The organism is Gracilibacillus alcaliphilus, from assembly GCF_016909015.1.
Classification (GTDB): Bacteria; Bacillota; Bacilli; order Bacillales; family Amphibacillaceae; genus Gracilibacillus; species Gracilibacillus alcaliphilus.
Genome location: NZ_JAFBFA010000007.1, coordinates 124,303 through 144,959 on the forward strand (window position 1 = coordinate 124,303; position 20,657 = coordinate 144,959).

Sequence of the window (20,657 nt, forward strand, 5' to 3'; positions counted from 1 at the left end):
AGCTTAATAGAATCAGAGAACAAAGTATCGAATAAAGGAGGGATAGCTCGTGTCTAACCTACTGGAGCTATATCATGTAGACCACTTGGAATCTAATGGTGGCTATATGAAGCTGAAACAAACAAGTGAAAAAGGATTTGCGGCAACTGATTTTCAAGAGTTGCAGTTAAAGATGATTCAATCGAATGATATTCCCAGACTGCTGCCTATGAGTCTGGAAGAAATAAATGATGAAATTACGGTATTTTATAAGACAGAAGGGTTGCGCAAGTTACGTCCTTTTGCCAAAGAACGTCCGCTTTCTATGCAAAATTACTATGCTTTATTTATTAATATTATTCAAGCCTTACAAGATTCGAATAATAATATGTTAAGTGAAGATCGTTTTGTGCTGGATGAAGAATATATCTATATTGGTGAGGGTTATCATCAGGTTTACCTGATGTATGTTCCGCTAAAAGAAATTAATAACCAGCAGCCTATTTACGAAAGTCTAAAGAAATTACTGTTAAATATAGCAGGCGAAGTGAAAGGTTTGAATGGTACACAGTTCAAGACGATTCTAAATTATGTTAAAGATCCTGGTTTCAGTCTGCATGGTATTAAACAATTATTGAGTCAACTGCAAAGGCAGGGAAACCAAAATCAAGAAGAAGAGACAGACGAGCGGGGAGAGTCTTCTCAGCAGCCAAAAGAAATTACCAAGATCAAAAAGGTGCGCAAATTGCCTCCTCTGGCTAGTAAGATGAAGACCTATTCTATTTTGATTGGTGTATTATTATTAGCCTCTGTATGGAAGTTGTATTTGGATTCTGGCAGTACCGCTATGTTGATCGTTTCTATTGTGTTATCCCTTGCTATTATTGCTGGGGTATATGTATTCTGGTTTGTTTGGAGACCAGGTGTTGAGCCGATTATTACAGAAAAGGAGGTAAAAGTGAAAAGCAAGCCTGCCAAGCAATTGTCTTTACGTAAAGACAAACCAGCAGCAAAAACAGGACCAGCAACAGAGTCGCAAACCGCTGAAGCAATACCAGCTCTGGCAATGGCAGATAGTCAGCCAGTACCAGAACAGAAGTTTACTCAGTTTGATCAAACATCCTCTCCAGAAGAAAACTTGACGGAAAATAATGATCAAACCACCTTGTTGGACGAAAAAGAAATGATTCCGCAGAAAGCTAAGAAGAAAATCAGAAATTATCTGACCATTGATCGTGACGGGGTCATGGAAGAAATTCAATTGGATAAGGATAATTTTGTGATCGGACGCGCGGAGAAGGGGACCGACTTTATGGAAAAAGGGGTAGGGATTTCCCGTTTGCATGTGGAGTTTGTCAAATTATCTGATACCTATGGCATTAAAGATCTGGGAGCCAAAAATGGAACCTATATTAATAATGAGAAGATTATTCCTTATAAGATTTATGAGTTATCGAATGATGATACCATTCAAATTGGTAAAATGGCTTACACATACAAGGTGTCCGAATGAATAGCACAGAGGTAAAAGATGTCATGAAGATAGGAAAATTCAGCTTAACGCCTGGCGCTGAGAGACAAAATCAAGACGCGTTTGGCTGCTCTAGTGATCGCTTAACGTCTGGACAAAAAGTGCATTTGGTGGTGATTGCCGATGGGATGGGTGGTCATTCTTTGGGCAATGCTGCCAGTTATTTCGCTGTTGATTATGTCCTGAAATGGTGGCACAGTACGATATGGATGAATGATGATCCAACACAATTTTTATCAGTATGCAAAGAGAAACTGATTAATCTTTTTCATGAGATTAATGATCGCTTAATTGAAATTGGTAAATTAGAAAAGAAAGAAATTGGTACTACCTTAAGTGTAATCTTATTTGTGGAAGATCAATACTTTATCTGTCACATAGGTGACAGCCGAATATATCGATATCGTGCCAACATTACTGAGCTGGAAGAACCAAATGGTGATACGATTGATTTAAATAAAGAGAAGACCTTTCTTCAGTTAACCGTTGATCATTCTTATGCTTCTATGCAGGTTGAGAACGGTTTGATGACAACGGAAGAGGCACATGCACATGACAAAGCTCATTATTTAACGCAATGCATGGGTATAAAAGGTGAGGTAGAACCGTATACTGCTTCCGGCATGTTTACTGCGGTTGATTACTTTTTACTGTGTACAGATGGTTTTCATACTTTATTTACTGATAAAGAATTGAGCCGGGAATGGACGGCTCAGCTAGAACAACAACAATCAATGGAGAATGTGACGGCTCATTTTTATGACTTAACGAAAGCAAAGAAACATAGCGATGATGCGACCATTCTAACGGTTCACTTCCCGCGCAATATGGATCCAGACAAGGAATAAAACTGACAGGAGTCACACTAGATCACGGGCTAAGCGTCTGTAGCTCTTTTTCATTGGAATAGTAGTGGTTGAGGGTAGATAATAGTCGCTAATCCCTTGGTAAGTTTCACTAACCGTCTGTGGGAAAGATCACCTCAGATGGAAGTCACACTTTATCATAGAACTGGGGAATAATGATGTGGAAGAAGCATGAGGTGATTCAGCAAAAATATGAGATTGTCGATTATGCAGCAGAAGGCGGCACATCTTTGTTATATGATGTCAGACTGCCCCATGGCGGGCAAGCCTTGTTAAAAGTGGTAAAGAGTCCTGACACTCTATTGAACAATCAAATAGAGAATGAGGCGGCTATCTTAGCTGCAGTTAATCATGAGCGCATTCCGAAGCTGTACGATAAACTGACGGTGAATCAATACTATCAAGCGATCATCATCGAGAAATTAACAGCCGATAACCTCTCTGATATCATTACAACAGGCAGAATATTTACTTGGGAGGAAATACTAGATTTAGCGAAGCAATTAGCTTTGATTATCCGGGCTTTTCACCAGCATACACCAGCAATCGTTATTCGAGATATTAAACCGTCTAACATATTGCTTACGGAAGAGCAACAGGTATATCTAGTGGACTTTGGCACATCTGCCACAATCGAACAAGCAGGACAGATTAGTGCATTAGGCACTATAGGTTATGCTGCTCCGGAACAGTTTGAAAATGGTGTGGTAGACCTTCGTTCTGACTTGTTTTCATTAGGGGCAGTATTATTTTATTTAGCAAGCAATGGTGAGAATATTTATACAAGTGACCATGAAATCATTCTCTGTGAACAGCTTCCAAAGCCATTTGCCAATATAGTCATGAAGCTTACATCGACCGACCCAGCCAAACGTTTTTCCGATATCGAGAAAGTGATCTCTGCGCTGACTAGAGTCAAAAAGCCATATAGAGAGCGAATAAAAGATCTAATTCGATAATATGTCATGGAGGTGAGCAGCATGAATGGAGATCAAGGTGGTTTTATTAAGGAAACGGGCGATCAAATCGTTTATGAGATCCCGAAATCGCAAACTAATATAATGGATGTAGAACAATTAGATGAACTGAACAGGAAAGATGACCTTTTCTTTAATTGTCAAAGATATGCAGTAGAAGAAGATATTGTACGCATTTATTATCAGAAGCCGCAAGGATATAAGGCATTATCTCATTTTACAACTAATAATCATGAAATGAAATGTAAAATAGCAATGCAGATTCTAGAGGTAGAAAAAATTGTCGGCACCCAATATACGACACGGATTCATCCAGATAATATTTATGTCAATGAACAAGGGGATGTGCGTTTTGCACAACGTGGAATTCGTTTTGTCCTAACAACTGATGAGTTAACGAAACAACAAGTGGTGGAAGAAGTCAAACCAGTTATTATTGGACTTTTCAATGGAAGGCGTTACGAAGAGGTACATAGCAATATTGATAAATGGGCACAAGACCAACCGTTTATGAAAGCAATACAACAGGCTGCTACGATCAAACAATTAAGAACGATTATCAGCCAGCCTCAAACAGCAGACAACCCTTCCAAAAGTGACAACTCATCAAAAGAGAAACTGCAAAAGTTTTTTAAACCAAAGATTCTAGTACCTACAGGACTAGTGCTTGGCATGGTGGCAGGTATGTTGTTGCTTTATGCAATTAAGGTAGTGCCAATGTCAGAGGCCACTACTACAGCAGCCAATCAACAACAGCAGCAACAAGAAGAACTAATAAAAGAAAAAGAAGCCTTAGAGGCGGAAATTGCCAATAATGGTAAAATAATAGAAGGTTATCACTTCGCAGCAACAGGAGAAGTAGAGGAAGCCATTGCCAGTTTTGAAAGCATGGAACAGTTAGATGAAGAAGCACAACAAACTTTAATAGACCAATATATCAAACTAGGCACAGTCGATAGTCTGACAAAGGCAAGCCAAATGGATCCTTCTTCTCATATAAGGGTAGTTAATGAATTAAGGTCTATCGAGGGAGAGGAAGCACAGCAGGCCATCCTCGATATCGAGTCTGATGCTCCAGAAGTAGAGATCGAACAGGCCTGGATTAACAAAGACTTTGACCGTATTATCGATATTTATGGTACTATTTCTGATAACGATCGTGCCAAATACCTTGCTGCCAGAAGTTATCTAGAAAAAAATAATCATAAAGAAGCAATGAAACTTGGTAAAGAGCTAAACAACAAGAATCTTCAAGTAGACAGTTTGGAACTCCAAAAGAAAGAAGTTCAATCGAAGAAGATGAAAAAAGATAAAAAAGAAGATGAAATCAAGAAGATAGATAAGCAGATTAAGAAGATTAAAGATAGTTGAGAGACGGTGTCGAGAGGCATCGTTTTTTTGTGATTAATTGGGAAAAATATGGTTGTGTTTACCAAGATAATGTTGTATAATGTAAGTGTGAGTTGGGGAACTCACAGCATATCATACCAAGGTTTATAGTAAGTTACTATGGTAAGGCTTTATAAGCCGAGGCGTTGGGGATCGCCTGCCGAGTTTCTCGGCTTCTCCCCGTTAAAATGACTAAAGCAATTTAGTCATTTTTTTCATATATACATGTAAAAATTATCCTTAGTAGGGAGTGATTATATTGAAATATGATATTGGCTTAGATATAGGTATTACTTCGGTTGGATGGGCAGTGATCAATCGTGATAAGGAAAGGCTTGAAGACTGGGGAGTAAGGTTATTTGAAGTCGCAGAAAACCCTAAGGATGGCTCTGCTTTAGCAGCTCCAAGACGTGAGGCAAGATCGACAAGAAGAAGATTAAGACGCAGAAAACACCGGATAGAGAGAATTAGACATTTTATTATTCAAAGCAAGTTATTAACAGAAGAAGAGTTATTAACGTTGTATCCGTTAACTGAGAAGGATGAAGACATTTGGGTGTTACGGAAACTAGGAACAGAACGCAAATTGTCTACTCGTGAATTTGCGCGTATCTTGATCCATTGTGCTAAACACCGTGGATATCAGTCAAATCGGAAGAGTGAAGAGCAAGATGATGAATCAGGTAAGGTACTATCTGCTATTAAAGAAAACCATGCATTAATGATAGAGAAAGGCTATCGTACGATCTCTCATATGCTAGTGGCTGAAAACCGTCCACTTCGCAATAAAGATGGCGATTACTCTGGTGTTTTATTACGTTCTGATATTAGAAAAGAAATTAGTGAAATATTTGATGTGCAGCAAGAACTTGGTCATTCTTTCGCCAATGAGATAAATAAGGAACGGTATATAGAATTATGGGGATCACAGCGTCCCTTTGCCTCTAAGGATGATATTTTTGCAAAGATTGGTACTTGTTCCATAGAAAAAAATGCTAAGAGAGCTCCAAAGGCTACTTATACGTTTAGCAAGTTTCGGGCCTTGGATAAGCTGAATCGGTTACAAATTATAGATGTCAATGGAGAGAAAAGAAAATTAACCAGAGAAGAACGAGAATTGGTAATCAGCAAGTTTTTTGATAAGAAAGAGGCCAAATATCAAGATATCCGTAAAGCATTAAAATTAGCAGATGATGAACGCTTTAGTGAACTTTATTATGCAGAAGATGAGAATGTAGCCCAAAGTGAAAAAAGAACGTTTATATCGATGGAGGAGCAGTATAAAATCCGCCAGATGATTAAGAAAGAACTAGGGAAGAAGCGATTAGAAGAGCTACTCCCAATTGATTTTGATACCTTTGGCTATGCGTTAACAGTCTTTAAAAATGATGAAGATATTCGGGATTATTTACATAATGAGTTTATTAACAGTAAGAAGAAAGCAACAAAAAACTTAGCTAACCGTCGTTATGAGGATGATATGATTGATGTATTATTAAAACTATCTTTCTCAAAGTTCAGCCATCTATCATTAAAGGCATTGGACAAAATTCTTCCTTTTATGGAACTGGGAGACTATTATTCTGAGGCAGTCGAGAAAGCCGGTTATAAATTGGATGAGCAAAAAAATTTACCAAAACAGAAACTCTTACCTGTAATACCAGAAGGAGAAATTCCGAATCCGATTGTTTTACGGGCGTTAAGCCAAGCAAGAAAAGTAGTGAACAGTATTATTAAGAAATATGGCTCTCCTCACCATATCTATATTGAGCTGGCTAGGGAGATGGGGAGGAATCACCAAGAACGAAAAAATATAGAGAAAGAATTTAATAAAAATAGAACAATCAATGAGAAGGCTAAACAAAAGATTAGCGAACTTTTTCCTGAAAAATCAGAGATAAAGGGACATGATATTCTAAAAGTGAAATTATGGGAAGAACAGCAAGGGTGTTGCATCTACTCCAGAAAATCAATTCCATTTGAGAAATTGTTGGAACCAGGCTATGTTCAAGTAGATCATATTATTCCCTACAGTCGTAGCTTCAATGATAGCAACCATAACAAGGTATTAGTATTATCTGATCAAAATCAAGGAAAAAAAAATAAAACGCCATTTGAATGGTTTGGCTTTGATGAGAGACGCTGGAATGACTTTGCTAATTTTGTCGATAGTTTAAATATGAATAAGAAGAAAAAGCAGAATTTAAAGAATAAATCCTTTACTCGGAACGAAAAGGAATTTCGTGATCGACATCTAAACGATACTCGATATATTACTCGCTTTTTGAAGACTTTTATCAGTGATTATTTGCGTTTTGATAGTAATTCTAAACAAAATGTCTATCCAGTAAATGGCGCCTACACTGCTGTATTGCGGAAGAGATGGGGTTTTAACAAAGATCGTGAGGAAAATAGCTTACATCATGCATTAGATGCTGCCATTGTCGCTACAAGTGGGCCTTTTCGTCAGAAGGTAAGTGAGTATTTCAAGCAACATGAAGAAGGACAAAAACAGGCATTAAAGCGAATGAATATTAGATTCCCACAGCCATGGTCAGGTTTTGTAAGGGAATTAAGGACCCGGCTGATTCAAGATCCAGAACAGTTAATGACAATGGTCATCAATAATAATTTCTATGAAGACGACCCAGCGTTTCGTGAGCAGTTGAAACCTATTTTCCCTTCCTGGATGCCGAAACGTTCTGTCAAAGGCCAGCTTCACAAGGAAAAATTCAGACGAAATCGCGGAGAGACCGATGATGGCTATCAATTAATTGTAACTAAAACAAAGCTTGAGAATATTCCATTTGACAAAGAAGGCCATTTTCCGATGTATGGCAAAGATAGTGATCGAAAAACATACGAGGCTATACGGAATAGATATTTAGACTTTGATGGGAATAAACAGAAGGCATTTGCGGAACCGTTATATAAACCATCCAAAAACATGAAAAATGCACCACTGATTCGCTCTGTGAAGATTGAAGAAAAGAAGAGTCTATTTGTATCCGTCAAAGGAGATAAAACGATTGCTTATAACTCGAATATTGCTAGAACCGATGTATACCAGGATGTAAATACAAAGAAATACTATCTGTTGCCTGTTTATGTAGCGGATATAAAGCAAGGGAATGTGCCGGATAGGTTTATAACAGCACTCAAACCATACAGTCAGTGGGTCAAAAAAGAAAAGAAACATCAATACAAGTTTAGTCTATTTCCACATGATTTAATTTACATTCAATTAAATAAAAGTAAAAAGACAAAAACTAAGAAGAACACTAATATGGAATGGGATAAAGGGTATTTCTATTATAAAGGTCTTGATAGTGCAACAGGAGCTATATCAATAGTGAAGTTTGATCATAGTTTTGAGGAAAGAACAGGAGTCAAATCACTTAAACAGTTCGATAAATACAACATAACTCCGATAGGTGACTTGCAAAAAGTACAGAAAGAGGTTGCCTATGGCTTATAGGCATATTATTATTCGTAACCCAGCCAAGTTATCAGTGAGAAATAACCAATTAATTATTAAGCAAGAAAATAGCGTACAAATACCATTGGAAGATATTTGTACGCTTACAATAGAAGATCCGGCTATTACTTTAACTGGTGTTTTATTAAGCCAATGTGCTGCCCATAATGTAGAACTAATTGTTTGTGATCAAAAGCGAATCCCTAGTGCAACCTTACAACCTTTTCATCAGCATTCAAGACAAAAAGCTGTTTTGGATATGCAAATAGGTTTATCCAAGCCATTTAAAAAACGCATTTGGCAAAAAGTGGTGCAAGCGAAAATTGAGAATCAAGCTAGATGTTTAGAGTTAACCTATCAATCGGAGGAAGCAGATGTCTTATACACACTGTCTAAGCAAGTAGAATCAGGTGATCGAACCAATAAAGAAGCCTATGCAGCAAAGTATTATTTTAATAAATTATTTGGAGACCAATTTACAAGAAGACGTGATGACCCACAGAATATTGCATTAAATTATGGTTATAGTTTAATACGGTCATTAGTGGCAAGGGCTTTAGTTCGCTATGGCTTTATGCCTTCACTTGGTATTTTCCATGATAGTCAGACAAATGCCTTTAATTTGGCAGATGATTTTATGGAACCATTAAGACCTTTTGTTGATTATACAGTTGCAACTTATGTTAAAGGGGATACGGTGTGGGATAGTGAGATAAAGGAAAAATTATTTCGTATTTTAAGTTATTCTGCCTATTGGAAAGGTGAAAAACAGAGTATTACAAATGGAGTGGATTGGATGGTAAAAAGTTATGTAGCAGCATGTCGTAATGGTGATCCTAAATTTATTGTGTTACCTGAACTAAAATCTTTGGAACTACACGTATATGAGTAGATTTATGAGAATTTTAGTATTTTTTGACTTACCCGTTGTTGCCAAACGTGAGAGAAAAGCCTATTCACAATTTCGCCGATTTTTACTTAATGATGGTTATGTGATGCTTCAGTATTCTGTTTATTATAGGATTTGTAATGGAGAGGAAGCAGTTCAGAAACATATGAAACGATTAAGACAGAATATTCCTCCGGTGAATGGAGCAATTAGAACATTGAAGGTCACGGAAAAGCAATTTGAGAAGATGGAGATATTATTAGGGGATGCCAGACCAAATGAAGATATCGATTCAAAAATAACAGATTTTTTTTAAAGAAAGCTTGCCAAAAGGCGGCTTTTTTTATTGGATCAATGTTCAGTTATAAAAATTAAATCAATTTTCCTTAGAATAAAGGATTTTTGAATTGCTTTTTGGGAAAAAAATATGCTGCGACCCCTTGATTAACAAGGGATTGCTAGGGAAATAGCATATCATACCAAGGTTTATAGGGGAACTATGGCAAATATAATTAAGTTGCACAAATCCATGGGAGCATATCATACCAAGGTTTATAGGGGAACTATGGCAAAAAACGAACAGAGACAGCCACAGTCGAAAGCATATCATACCAAGGTTTATAGGGGAACTATGGCATAAATAGTTTATTCATGTTAAAAGCGTTTAGCATATCATACCAAGGTTTATAGGGGAACTATGGCTGGAGATATGGATGAGTTTAAGTCAAATCTAGCATATCATACCAAGGTTTATAGGGGAACTATGGCATGGTATTGGCAGGCAATCCATTTAAGAGAAGCATATCATACCAAGGTTTATAGGGGAACTATGGCCGCCCTAGAGGAATCAGTTTCCTCAGTATAAGCATATCATACCAAGGTTTATAGGGGAACTATGGCGTGAGTGACTAATGAATAAAGTACATTGCGAGCATATCATACCAAGGTTTATAGGGGAACTATGGCCGCTTTAGTTCCTCGATTTGCCTGCGTGAAGCATATCATACCAAGGTTTATAGGGGAACTATGGCTGGAGAATATGCAACCTTTAAACAAATTAGAGCATATCATACCAAGGTTTATAGGGGAACTATGGCTGAATCAATTAATCTTAATAAAGAAAAAGAAGCATATCATACCAAGGTTTATAGGGGAACTATGGCAGCTAGAGCTAAAGCTCCTGATTGGCATAAAGCATATCATACCAAGGTTTATAGGGGAACTATGGCGTTCCACATGGCATGTGTGGGTAATAAATTAGCATATCATACCAAGGTTTATAGGGGAACTATGGCGTAATATCCTAAACTAATTTCTTTACCAAAAGCATATCATACCAAGGTTTATAGGGGAACTATGGCTTCCGGCTCTCTGCCAATTAATACTCTTACAGCATATCATACCAAGGTTTATAGGGGAACTATGGCTACAACACCAATACGCATGAATGGTGATGAAGCATATCATACCAAGGTTTATAGGGGAACTATGGCCTTGTAGCAGCAAAGAAGGTCTAGACCGTAAGCATATCATACCAAGGTTTATAGGGGAACTATGGCGAAAAACGAACAGAGACAGCCACAGTCGAAAGCATATCATACCAAGGTTTATAGGGGAACTATGGCCGTTGCCGCACGCTCCATACTCCAACCAAAGCATATCATACCAAGGTTTATAGGGGAACTATGGCATTGTTTGTATTCACGCCTGGTATAAAGGGAGCATATCATACCAAGGTTTATAGGGGAACTATGGCCAGTTCGATCGCCTCATCTTCCGCATTGGCAGCATATCATACCAAGGTTTATAGGGGAACTATGGCTGAGTAGTAGGCGTTCATCTGTTGGATAAAAGCATATCATACCAAGGTTTATAGGGGAACTATGGCGATAGTGGCAGGCGTAATGACAATGGTGTTAGCATATCATACCAAGTTTTATAGGGGAACTATGGCTTTTCAATTAGATGTCATACAAACATGGCAAGCATATCATACCAAGGTTTATAGGGGAACTATGGCGTAAGTCGCCCTAGAAGTTCGGTAGGTAAGAGCATATCATACCAAGGTTTATAGGGGAACTATGGCTCCCATCGAGCAAGTGGTCGAGGTTCTTCCAGCATATCATACCAAGGTTTATAGGGGAACTATGGCACATGGGCTATTAAATGTTTAACATCTGGAAGCATATCATACCAAGGTTTATAGGGGAACTATGGCATAAGACAGAGTACCGAAAAACCAGAATTCAGCATATCATACCAAGGTTTATAGGGGAACTATGGCACCGGTAATGATGTCTAATGCCATCAGCAGAGCATATCATACCAAGGTTTATAGGGGAACTATGGCTAAACCTATGGAGTTAGGAACCAAGGTTAAAGCATATCATACCAAGGTTTATAGGGGAACTATGGCGAACAAGTCAAAAGTTAATCCCCTTTATTTAGCATATCATACCAAGGTTTATAGGGGAACTATGGCATCAGTGATAACCCCTTTTTCACCAGCTAGAGCATATCATACCAAGGTTTATAGGGGAACTATGGCAAAAAACGAACAGAGACAGCCACAGTCGAGAGCATATCATACCAAGGTTTATAGGGGAACTATGGCCTTTGACGGCGTGTCAAAAAGCGCTTTTGAAGCATATCATACCAAGGTTTATAGGGGAACTATGGCCGACCAAACACGTTCATATCGACGTAATTCAGCATATCATACCAAGGTTTATAGGGGAACTATGGCACAACTAGGTTCGGGTTATTCGGATCGCGTAGCATATCATACCAAGGTTTATAGGGGAACTATGGCCTTAGCAGCGGCGGTAGGGTACTTATTCGAGCATATCATACCAAGGTTTATAGGGGAACTATGGCACGAGCCTGTCAATACCTCGCCCATAAATCAGCATATCATACCAAGGTTTATAGGGGAACTATGGCATTTTTTCGTTTGTTGGTTATACCCTTTATAGCATATCATACCAAGGTTTATAGGGGAACTATGGCGTAAATAGTGTGCAATCCCTGTCTACTATCAGCATATCATACCAAGGTTTATAGGGGAACTATGGCCCATGATTGATAATTTACTAGATAATCGCGAGCATATCATACCAAGGTTTATAGGGGAACTATGGCTAACTCAGACGGAGAAATAGAGCGATACAAAGCATATCATACCAAGGTTTATAGGGGAACTATGGCTTCGCCAACACGCTTAATGAACGGCTTGCAAGCATATCATACCAAGGTTTATAGGGGAACTATGGCCTCTTGCTCCGCCTTAAGTGGAAGCATTAGAGCATATCATACCAAGGTTTATAGGGGAACTATGGCCCAAATCCAATCATGGCCAAGATAATTGGTAGCATATCATACCAAGGTTTATAGGGGAACTATGGCGTCGCCCTGCAACGTACCTGTAGCAGTACAATCATTACTGGATCAAGCAAATTTTAAGCTTTCTAGTATTATTTTGTATAATATGAAATTTAGATAACTATGGATGATGGGCATGCTTGTTATTCTGAGTATTTTATAAATCATAGCTACCTTTGCTTTTGTCCAATGATTAATAAAGCTTGTTTTAAAATGTTCTTCTCTTCTTCTAAAAGTTGTATTCTCTCATATAAATCGTCATGTTGCTGTATCTTAGGAAGAATATTTTTTTCTTGTTCATAGTACACTGAGCTTCCGTACCGATTTATCCATCGATCAAAAGTAGATGCGTTTAGTTTATTTTCTGTGATAATATCATTGAATGGTACACCATTTAGGTATAATTGCACCATCTGTTTTTTGAATTTAACTGTAAAAGTTTTTCGTTTGAGTTCAGTCATTTAAATCACCTCAATTTAACTATTTTCAACGTAATGAAATGTAAGTGCTTCAAATATTTTTACCAAGGTTTATAGGGAACTATGGATTTATTCCTCTATTATCATTTAAAGCAATAAAATAAGGATCATCAGGGGAATATCTATAAATAAATATAGAAGAATACTTACAATGCATTCATTATTTTGATCCTTTATTCCTCTATAATAACATATATTTTGTTTGGAAAGTAAAAAAGAAATATATTCTCCTTTTAAACAACTTAAAATTGTATTAAAATATAGTAACAACTATAAATTGTTTAAAAGAGGTGTGGACATGTCATCAGAAAACTTTTATTTCCTAGCCGATAGATGGCCGCCGCTTGCGCAAGTTGCGGCTACTGCCGAACGCAATACATATCAAGATCCAAATACGTGTATTAGTAAGTTTCGTTTATTTGCAGAGACAATGGCCAAGTATATTACAGCATTTGAAGAAGTAGACGAACCTTATGGGATGACTCAAGTTGATCGATTAAGATTGTTATATCAAGAACAAATCTTGCCACAATCTATCTGTGATTTGTTTCATTTGTTGAGAAAAACGGGAAATAAGGCTGCGCATGAACCATTATATGGAACGATTGAGGAAGCTAAGCTGATCCACCACACCTCTTTTCAGCTTGCAGTTTGGTATATGGAGGTTTATGGTGATTGGGATTTTCAGGCGCCTCCTTATCAAGCCCCTGTAGAAAATCAAGTAGTAGATCAAAGTGAACTGGAACAATTAACCGAAGACTATGAAGCGAAAATTGCCTCGATTGAAAGTGAATTGCAACATATTCGTACTCAACAAGTGGATATACACGACAAGGTAAAAAAACAGCGAAGAAAAAATAGTCAGTATTTTGCAGAACATATTCAATTAACGGAAAAACAAACACGGAAATTGATTGATCAACAATTAGAAAACCATGGCTGGGAAGCAGATTCGGAGACCATTCGTTTTAGCAAGGGAGTACGGCCTGAGCATGGTAAAAATAAAGCTATTGCGGAGTGGCCGTTGCAAAATCGCTATGCTGATTATGCGCTATTTATTGGTACAAAGCTTGTTGGTTTGGTGGAAGCGAAGAAGGAAAGTAAAGATGTGATGTCAGATATTGAACAGGTAAAGGACAATGCACGGAGGGTTCAACAGGTAGCTGAGGAAAAAATCTTTGAGCCGTGGAATGATCTGTATGTCCCCTTCTTATTTGCGACCAATGGCCGCCCTTACCATAAACAATGGGAGCAGAAATCAGGTGTATGGTTTTTAGATGGGAGGAAAACAACAAATCACTCAAAGCCTTTGCAAGGCTGGTACACACCAGAGGGACTGGAGAAACTTTTGCAGCAAGATACAGATCGTGCAGAACGGCAATTAGCAGAGGAGACATTTGATTATCTACAGTTGCGAGATTATCAAGTAAAGGCGATTAAGGCGGTTGAACATGCTATTCAGCATCAAAAACGTGAAATCCTTATTGGAATGGCAACTGGTACAGGAAAAACAAGAATGGCAATTGGATTGATTTACCGACTGATTAAATCTGGGAGATTTCGGCGTGTGCTTTTTTTAGTAGATCGGACGGCGTTAGGAGAACAAGCAGAAGCCACTTTTAAAGCCAGTAAGTTAGAAAATGCCAGCACCTTTTATGAAATATATAATTTACAGTCCTTGACAGACAAGTCTCCTGAAAGAGAAACCAAAGTGCAAATTGCGACAGTACAAGGAATGTTGCGAAAAGTCTTTACCCAGGGGGAAAGTCAAGCAACGGTTGATCAATATGATTGTATTGTGGTGGATGAGGCACATAGAGGTTACACGTTAGATCGTGATATGAGTGATTTTGAGATGGAATTTCGTGATCAACATGATTATGTCAGTAAATACCGCCAAGTACTGGATTATTTTGATGCAGTAAAAATAGGCTTAACGGCAACTCCAGCTTTACATACACGTGAGATCTTTGGTGATCCTGTTTTTAATTATACCTATCGTGAAGCAGTTGTGGAGGGATACTTAATAGATCATGAACCACCAATACAATTTGAAACAGCGCTAAAAAAGAATGGTATTACATGGGAGAAAGGTGCTAATGTAGATGTTTTTGATACTAAAACACGCTCTATCAAACAAGAATTATTAGAGGATGAAGTGAGTATTGAAGTAACACAATTTAATACAAAAGTTGTAACGGAGAACTTCAATCAAGTGATTATCAATGAACTAGTGCAATACATCTCTCCAGATGATGATGGAAAGACCCTTATTTTTGCTGCAACTGATGATCATGCGGATTTGGTAGTGCGTTTGTTGAAGTCAGCCTTTGATGATTTGTATGGAGAAGTAGAGGATCAAGCGATCATGAAAATTACAGGATCTATTGATAACCCTTCTATGGCAATTAGACGATTTAAGAATGAACGTTACCCTAACATGGTTGTGACCGTTGACCTCTTAACAACTGGGATAGATGTACCAGAAATCACTAATCTAGTATTTCTGCGACGCGTGCGTTCACGTATTTTATATGAACAGATGTTGGGCAGAGCGACAAGACGATGTGAGCATATTGCTAAAGATCACTTTATCGTGTTTGATGCCGTGGGTCTCTATGAGGCGCTTGCACCATATTCAGATATGAAACCAGTTGTGGTGAGTCCACAAACTTCTCTTTTACAACTGACAGAAGAATTAAATCGAATGAGCAAAGAGGAAGATATTGAAAATCAAGTCGAACAAATTATAGGAAAGCTACAACGAAAGAAACAAGGAATGTCTGATCAAGGAGCAGCACATTTTCAAAAATTAGCGGACGACAAAGAGATAGGTACTCTTATAGAGGAGCTTCAAGACAGTACGCCTCAAGAAGCAATAGACAAAATTAATAGAATTTTACCTGCATTTCAGTATTTGGATGAAAATTTACATCGAAACCATAAACAATTTATTTCTCATCATCAGGATGAGTTGTTAAATGTGACAAGAGGATATGGCAAAGCTGAGAAACCAGATGATTACCTGCAGTCTTTTGAGCAATACATTAAGGATCATATGAATGAAATTCCAGCGTTATCTGTAGTTTGTCAACGTCCCACTGATTTAACTAGAGAAGAGCTAAAACAGCTTAGATTAGTTTTGGAGAAAGAGGGTTACACAGAGAAAAATTTGCAAACGGCATGGCGTGAATCGAGAAATCAAGATATTGCAGCTGACATCATTGCTTTTATTCGGCAATTAGCCTTAGGTGATCCTTTGATATCCCATGAAGAACGGATTAGGCAAACAATGAAAAAGATTTACGAACAAAAAGCCTGGCCGGTTCAGCAGAAAAAATGGCTTGAACGAATGGAGAAACAATTAATCAAAGAGTCATTACTTCATCCAGAGCCTAAGCATGCCTTTGACGCTGAACCATTTATTGAATATGGAGGGTATGAGCGTTTAAACAAAATATTTAAGGGACAGTTACCAGCAATTGTAGAAGAAATTAATGCTAACCTGTACAAAATAGAATAGAGGAGCTATCCAAGATGAATAATCAAGAAATTGTGCAAAAACTGTGGAAGCTGTGTAATATTTTACGAGATGATGGTATCACATATCACCAATATGTTACAGAGCTTACATATATCCTTTTTTTGAAAATGATGCATGAAACAAGTCAAGATAAAGAAGCCATTAAGGATTCACAATTTCGATGGGATTACCTGATGACTTTAGATGGCATTGCTTTAAAGGATCATTATCGAGTTTTATTGGTGGAATTAGGTAAAAGTGATAATAGACTTATCCGTGAAATTTATGCAGATGCCAAAACTTTTATAGATGAGCCAAAGAATCTGGAGAAAATCTTCACCTCCATTGATCAGTTGGATTGGTATAGTGCTAAGCAAGAAGGACTAGGAGATTTATATGAAGGTTTGCTGGAGAAAAATGCCAGTGAACTAAAATCAGGGGCAGGACAATATTTTACTCCGCGTGTATTGATTGATATTATTACTGAATTAGTAGACCCTCAACCAGGGGAACGCTGTTTTGACCCGGCAGCAGGTACTTTCGGTTTTATGATTGCGGCAGATCGCCATGTGCGTAAGCAGACGGATGATTACTTTGATTTAGCAGAAGCACAAATCGAATTTCAAAAAAATAAAGCATTTGGTGGAGTAGAGTTAGTAAAGGATACTCATCGCTTGGCCGTAATGAATGCCCTATTGCATGGAATACAAGGTGAGATTATATTGGGTGATACCTTATCTACCCTTGGGGAATCATTTGAAAATTATGATGTTGTATTAACCAATCCACCATTTGGAACAAAAAAAGGCGGGGAACGTGTAACAAGAACAGATTTCACTTTTACTACATCCAATAAACAATTAAATTTTCTCCAACATATTTATCGGTCATTAAAGGCCAATGATCAAGCACGGGCGGCTGTGGTGTTACCAGATAATGTACTATTTGAATCCGGAGTTGGTACAGATATTCGTCGTGACTTAATGGATAAGTGCCAGTTGCATACTATTCTTCGTTTGCCGACAGGAATTTTTTATGCACAAGGTGTGAAGACGAATGTGCTCTTTTTTACCCGTGGTTCCAAGGACGTGAAAAACACAGAAGAGGTATGGGTGTATGATATGCGTACGAATATGCCTTCATTTGGTAAACGAACGCCACTAATCAAATCTCATTTTGAAGGATTTGTTCAAGCATATCAGGCAAAAGATCGTAGCAATGTGCCAGATGAACGCTGGAATAAATTCACTCGTGAAGAAATTGCCAAGAAAGATGACAGTCTAGATATCGGCTTGATTGCAGATGAATCTCTGGCTATTTATGAAAACCTACCAGATCCGATTGAGTCAGCGGAAGAAGCAGTAGAGAAGCTGGAGGAAGCTTTGGGATTGCTGCATGATGTGATTGGGGAATTGAGAGAAGCGGAGGAAGTGAATTCACAAGAAAAAGGGAAGAAACCAACTTTTCTAAAATATAAGAGGGTGCCAGACAATGAGTAAGACAAAGAAGAGTATTATAGAGAGAGCATTAGTTCCTCTGAAAGACCAACCCTATAAAGTTCCTGGGAATTGGATATGGGTATGGTTAGGTACAGGTTATTCATATATATTGGATAATTTACGTAAGCCCATAAGTACAAGAGAACGTGAAAAAAGAATAGGAAATATTCCTTATTATGGTGCGACAGGGCAGATTGGCTGGATTGACGATTATTTAACAAATGAAGAACTTGTGTTAGTAGGTGAAGATGGAGCCCCTTTTTTAAATCCTATTAAAGATAAAGCATATATTATTAGAGGCAAAGCCTGGGTTAATAATCATGCACATATTTTAAAATCTTATTATGGTAGTGTTGGAAATAAATTGTTATTGCACTATTTAAATCAATTCAATTACTATAGTTTTGTTAGTGGTTCTACACGGCTAAAATTAACACAAAAAAAATTAAAAATTATCCCTATACCATTAATGAATGAACTTGAACAAAAGCGAATTGCCGATAAAATCGATCGATTGTTTGCTAAGTTGGATAAAATAATTAAAATAACTGAAGAAATCCATGAAATTTATGAAAAACGGCGTATGGCTATTTTAGATAAAGCTGTTAAGGGTACTTTAATTAATCAGAACTTTCAAGAGGAATCGGCTATAGAATTATTAAAGAAAGTCATAGGCAAAAAGAAAATAAAACGGCAAAAACCTTTAGCCCCAATCGAGTTGGATGAAATGCCTTATGATATTCCTGAAAATTGGGAGTGGGTTCGATTAGGCGAGGTCATGGAATTAATATCAGGTAGAGATATACCGACAACAGAGTGTAATAATGAAGGTCAGGGAGTTCCATACATAATGGGAGCAAGTAATATTAGAGGGAATGATATTATAATTGAACGTTGGATTAAACAGCCTTCAGTAATCGGCAAAAAAGATGATATTTTATTATCAGTCAAAGGAACAGTGGGGAAAATAGTAATACAAGAATTAGAAGAGGCCCATCTAAGCCGACAAATAATGGCGCTAAGAGCTATAAAAAATGGTGTACACAATGAATACTTGAGTTTTTTTATGCAAACTTATGTACAAATATTAAAAAGCAGGTCTAAAGGAGTTATTCCAGGTATTTCTCGTGATGATGTATTGCAGGCACCTTTTCCACTTCCGCCTTATGAAGAACAGATTCGCATAGTAGATAAAACAAAGAGGTTATTATTCAAGATTGATAGTGAGGAAAAAAATGTCGAAGCCATTCTCAAACTATTACCTGCTTTAAAAAAATCAATACTAAATAAAGCTTTTCGTGGTGAGCTTGGCACAAACGCTCCATCAGAGGAAAGTGCACTGCATTTACTAGAAGAGACACTCCAACAAAAAATAAAATAGGGTATTCTTGTTTAACCGTATGGAATAAGGATAGTGAATAATTCTATACGGTTTTTGCATGCAACATTTAAAATTGGTCTTATTGAAGTCACTTCTGTTATACAACACCCCCCATTGCTTTTACCCAATTATATATTATAATAAAAACATAATGTAATGGATTACATCATGATTACTAAGCCGTTTTGATTAATCGATGTCATGAGGAAATCATATATCTAATTAGAAAGGAGGTTCCATTATAGTGGCAACTATTCAAGATGTAGCGAAACATGCAGGGGTTTCGGTGGCTACTGTATCAAGGGTATTGAATACGCCTTCTGCAGTGGCAGAGTTTACTCGAGAAAAGGTAGAGCAGGCGATGCAAGAGTTGGACTATTCACCAAGTCTATTAGGCAGGAATTTACGGAATTCAGAGAGTCGGATGTTATTGGTGTTACTGCCTAAAGTATCTAACCCATTCTACTTAAGAATTGTAGAAGGAATTGAAGAAACGGCACTTGACTATGGGTACAACATCTTGCTTTGTCAAACCCATACAAAGTTAGAGAGAGAAAAAATCTATTTTAACTTGCTGAAGAATCAACTTGCAGCAGGAGCGATTACTATGGACCCCACGATCAGCCAAGAGATCTTGTCTGATATGGCGAGGCAGTTTCCAATTGTGCAATGCAGTGAATATGATAGGGATCAGAACTTGTCTTATGTAACGATAGACAGTGAGTTGGCGGCTTATCATGTGACGAAGTTTCTGTTGAAACAGGGGCATCGGCGGATTGGATTAATCAATGTGGGCAAGCAGTTTCTTTATGCTAGGGATCGAGAAAAAGGTTATCTTCGTGCATTAAAGGAGTTTGGTGTCGAATTTGAGGAAGATTGGTGTTACTATGCTGACGATGTATCCTTTGAGTTAGGTCAACTTGCCATGCGGTCATTATTAAACAAAAAGAAAGCGCTCACGGCAGTTTTTGCCGTTTCTGATCTGCTAGCGATTGGGGCGTTGAAAGAATTAAATATGCAAGGCATTTGTGTCCCGAATGATATGGCTGTTGCAGGGTTTGATAAGATCGACTTTACCAATATGACACATCCAACTCTTACGACAGTTGCTCAGCCGACATACAAAATGGGGTGTATTTCTGTTGATATGTTAGTGAAGAAGATCCAAGGTAATAAAGTAGAGGATGTCATTCTTGAACATGAACTGATCATAAGGGAATCGACTTAAGGCTAGATGACACAAAATTTTCCTTTTAAGTGTGAAGTTTGTATTATTACAGTTAGT

12 protein-coding genes and 1 CRISPR repeat array are annotated in these 20,657 nt (G+C 37.7%); of the genes, 11 read left to right on the forward strand and 1 reads right to left on the reverse strand.

Features of this window, described 5'->3' with window-relative positions; genetic code table 11:
* Positions 1-49: 49 nt before the first annotated feature.
* The 7 genes from JOD18_RS07855 to cas2 all read left to right on the forward strand — a co-directional run bounded on the left by JOD18_RS07855 (position 50) and on the right by cas2 (position 9,425).
* Positions 50-1,492: a DUF6382 domain-containing protein gene (locus JOD18_RS07855; protein WP_204668403.1), complete on the forward strand. Its 1,443-nt coding sequence runs from the start codon at positions 50-52 to the stop codon at positions 1,490-1,492.
* The gene (locus JOD18_RS07860) at positions 1,489-2,358 is read left to right on the forward strand and encodes a PP2C family protein-serine/threonine phosphatase (RefSeq protein WP_204668404.1); all 870 of its coding nucleotides are present in this window, start codon (positions 1,489-1,491) and stop codon (positions 2,356-2,358) included. The genes JOD18_RS07855 and JOD18_RS07860 overlap by 4 nt, the downstream gene beginning before the upstream one ends.
* A 176-nt stretch (positions 2,359-2,534) precedes the next feature.
* Entirely contained in the window at positions 2,535-3,335 is an 801-nt protein-coding gene (locus JOD18_RS07865) for a serine/threonine protein kinase (RefSeq protein WP_204668405.1), read from the forward strand.
* Positions 3,336-3,356: 21 nt separating this feature from the next.
* Positions 3,357-4,724, forward strand: a complete 1,368-nt coding sequence (locus JOD18_RS07870) for a type VII secretion protein EssB/YukC (RefSeq protein WP_204668406.1) — start codon at positions 3,357-3,359, stop codon at positions 4,722-4,724.
* A gap of 277 nt (positions 4,725-5,001) precedes the next feature.
* Positions 5,002-8,220, forward strand: coding sequence for a type II CRISPR RNA-guided endonuclease Cas9 (cas9, locus tag JOD18_RS07875; RefSeq protein ID WP_204668407.1), 3,219 nt, complete (start codon positions 5,002-5,004; stop codon positions 8,218-8,220).
* Positions 8,210-9,112: a type II CRISPR-associated endonuclease Cas1 gene (gene cas1, locus JOD18_RS07880; RefSeq protein WP_204668408.1), complete on the forward strand. Its 903-nt coding sequence runs from the start codon at positions 8,210-8,212 to the stop codon at positions 9,110-9,112. Before cas9 ends, cas1 begins: the two co-directional genes overlap by 11 nt.
* A gap of 4 nt (positions 9,113-9,116) precedes the next feature.
* Positions 9,117-9,425, forward strand: coding sequence for a CRISPR-associated endonuclease Cas2 (gene cas2, locus JOD18_RS07885; RefSeq protein ID WP_204668409.1), 309 nt, complete (start codon positions 9,117-9,119; stop codon positions 9,423-9,425).
* 152 nt (positions 9,426-9,577) lie between these two features.
* Positions 9,578-12,514: a CRISPR direct-repeat array (repeat unit 36 nt; unit sequence AGCATATCATACCAAGGTTTATAGGGGAACTATGGC).
* Between the two features lie 146 nt (positions 12,515-12,660).
* On the opposite strand, the gene JOD18_RS07890 is transcribed toward cas2, so the two are convergent.
* Complete coding sequence (locus JOD18_RS07890; protein ID WP_204668410.1) at positions 12,661-12,951, reverse strand: helix-turn-helix domain-containing protein; 291 nt, start codon at positions 12,949-12,951, stop codon at positions 12,661-12,663.
* A 316-nt stretch (positions 12,952-13,267) separates the two neighbouring features.
* On the opposite strand from JOD18_RS07890, the gene hsdR reads away from it, so the two are divergent.
* The 4 genes from hsdR to JOD18_RS07910 all read left to right on the forward strand — a co-directional run bounded on the left by hsdR (position 13,268) and on the right by JOD18_RS07910 (position 20,600).
* Positions 13,268-16,492 carry a type I restriction-modification system endonuclease gene (gene hsdR / locus JOD18_RS07895; RefSeq protein ID WP_204668411.1) on the forward strand — a complete coding sequence of 1,075 codons (3,225 nt, stop codon included), beginning with the start codon at positions 13,268-13,270 and terminating at the stop codon, positions 16,490-16,492.
* Positions 16,493-16,506: 14 nt separating this feature from the next.
* Positions 16,507-17,991: a class I SAM-dependent DNA methyltransferase gene (locus JOD18_RS07900; protein ID WP_204668412.1), complete on the forward strand. Its 1,485-nt coding sequence runs from the start codon at positions 16,507-16,509 to the stop codon at positions 17,989-17,991.
* On the forward strand, positions 17,984-19,372 hold the full coding sequence (locus JOD18_RS07905; protein WP_204668413.1) for a restriction endonuclease subunit S: 1,389 nt from the start codon (positions 17,984-17,986) through the stop codon (positions 19,370-19,372). Before JOD18_RS07900 ends, JOD18_RS07905 begins: the two co-directional genes overlap by 8 nt.
* A gap of 244 nt (positions 19,373-19,616) precedes the next feature.
* Entirely contained in the window at positions 19,617-20,600 is a 984-nt protein-coding gene (locus JOD18_RS07910; protein ID WP_204668414.1) for a substrate-binding domain-containing protein, read from the forward strand.
* Positions 20,601-20,657: the final 57 nt, after the last annotated feature.

Excerpts from the sequence above, each read along its gene's own strand:
- cas1 (WP_204668408.1), top strand. The coding sequence starts at position 8,210 with ATGGCTTATAGGCATATTATTATTCGTAACCCAGCCAAGTTATCAGTG.
- cas2 (WP_204668409.1), top strand. The coding sequence starts at position 9,117 with ATGAGAATTTTAGTATTTTTTGACTTACCCGTTGTTGCCAAACGTGAG.
- hsdR (WP_204668411.1), top strand. The coding sequence starts at position 13,268 with ATGTCATCAGAAAACTTTTATTTCCTAGCCGATAGATGGCCGCCGCTT.
- JOD18_RS07905 (WP_204668413.1), top strand. The coding sequence starts at position 17,984 with ATGAGTAAGACAAAGAAGAGTATTATAGAGAGAGCATTAGTTCCTCTG.
- JOD18_RS07865 (WP_204668405.1), top strand. The coding sequence starts at position 2,535 with ATGTGGAAGAAGCATGAGGTGATTCAGCAAAAATATGAGATTGTCGAT.
- JOD18_RS07870 (WP_204668406.1), top strand. The coding sequence starts at position 3,357 with ATGAATGGAGATCAAGGTGGTTTTATTAAGGAAACGGGCGATCAAATC.
- JOD18_RS07900 (WP_204668412.1), top strand. The coding sequence starts at position 16,507 with ATGAATAATCAAGAAATTGTGCAAAAACTGTGGAAGCTGTGTAATATT.
- JOD18_RS07890 (WP_204668410.1), bottom strand. The coding sequence starts at position 12,951 with ATGACTGAACTCAAACGAAAAACTTTTACAGTTAAATTCAAAAAACAG.
- JOD18_RS07860 (WP_204668404.1), top strand. The coding sequence starts at position 1,489 with ATGAATAGCACAGAGGTAAAAGATGTCATGAAGATAGGAAAATTCAGC.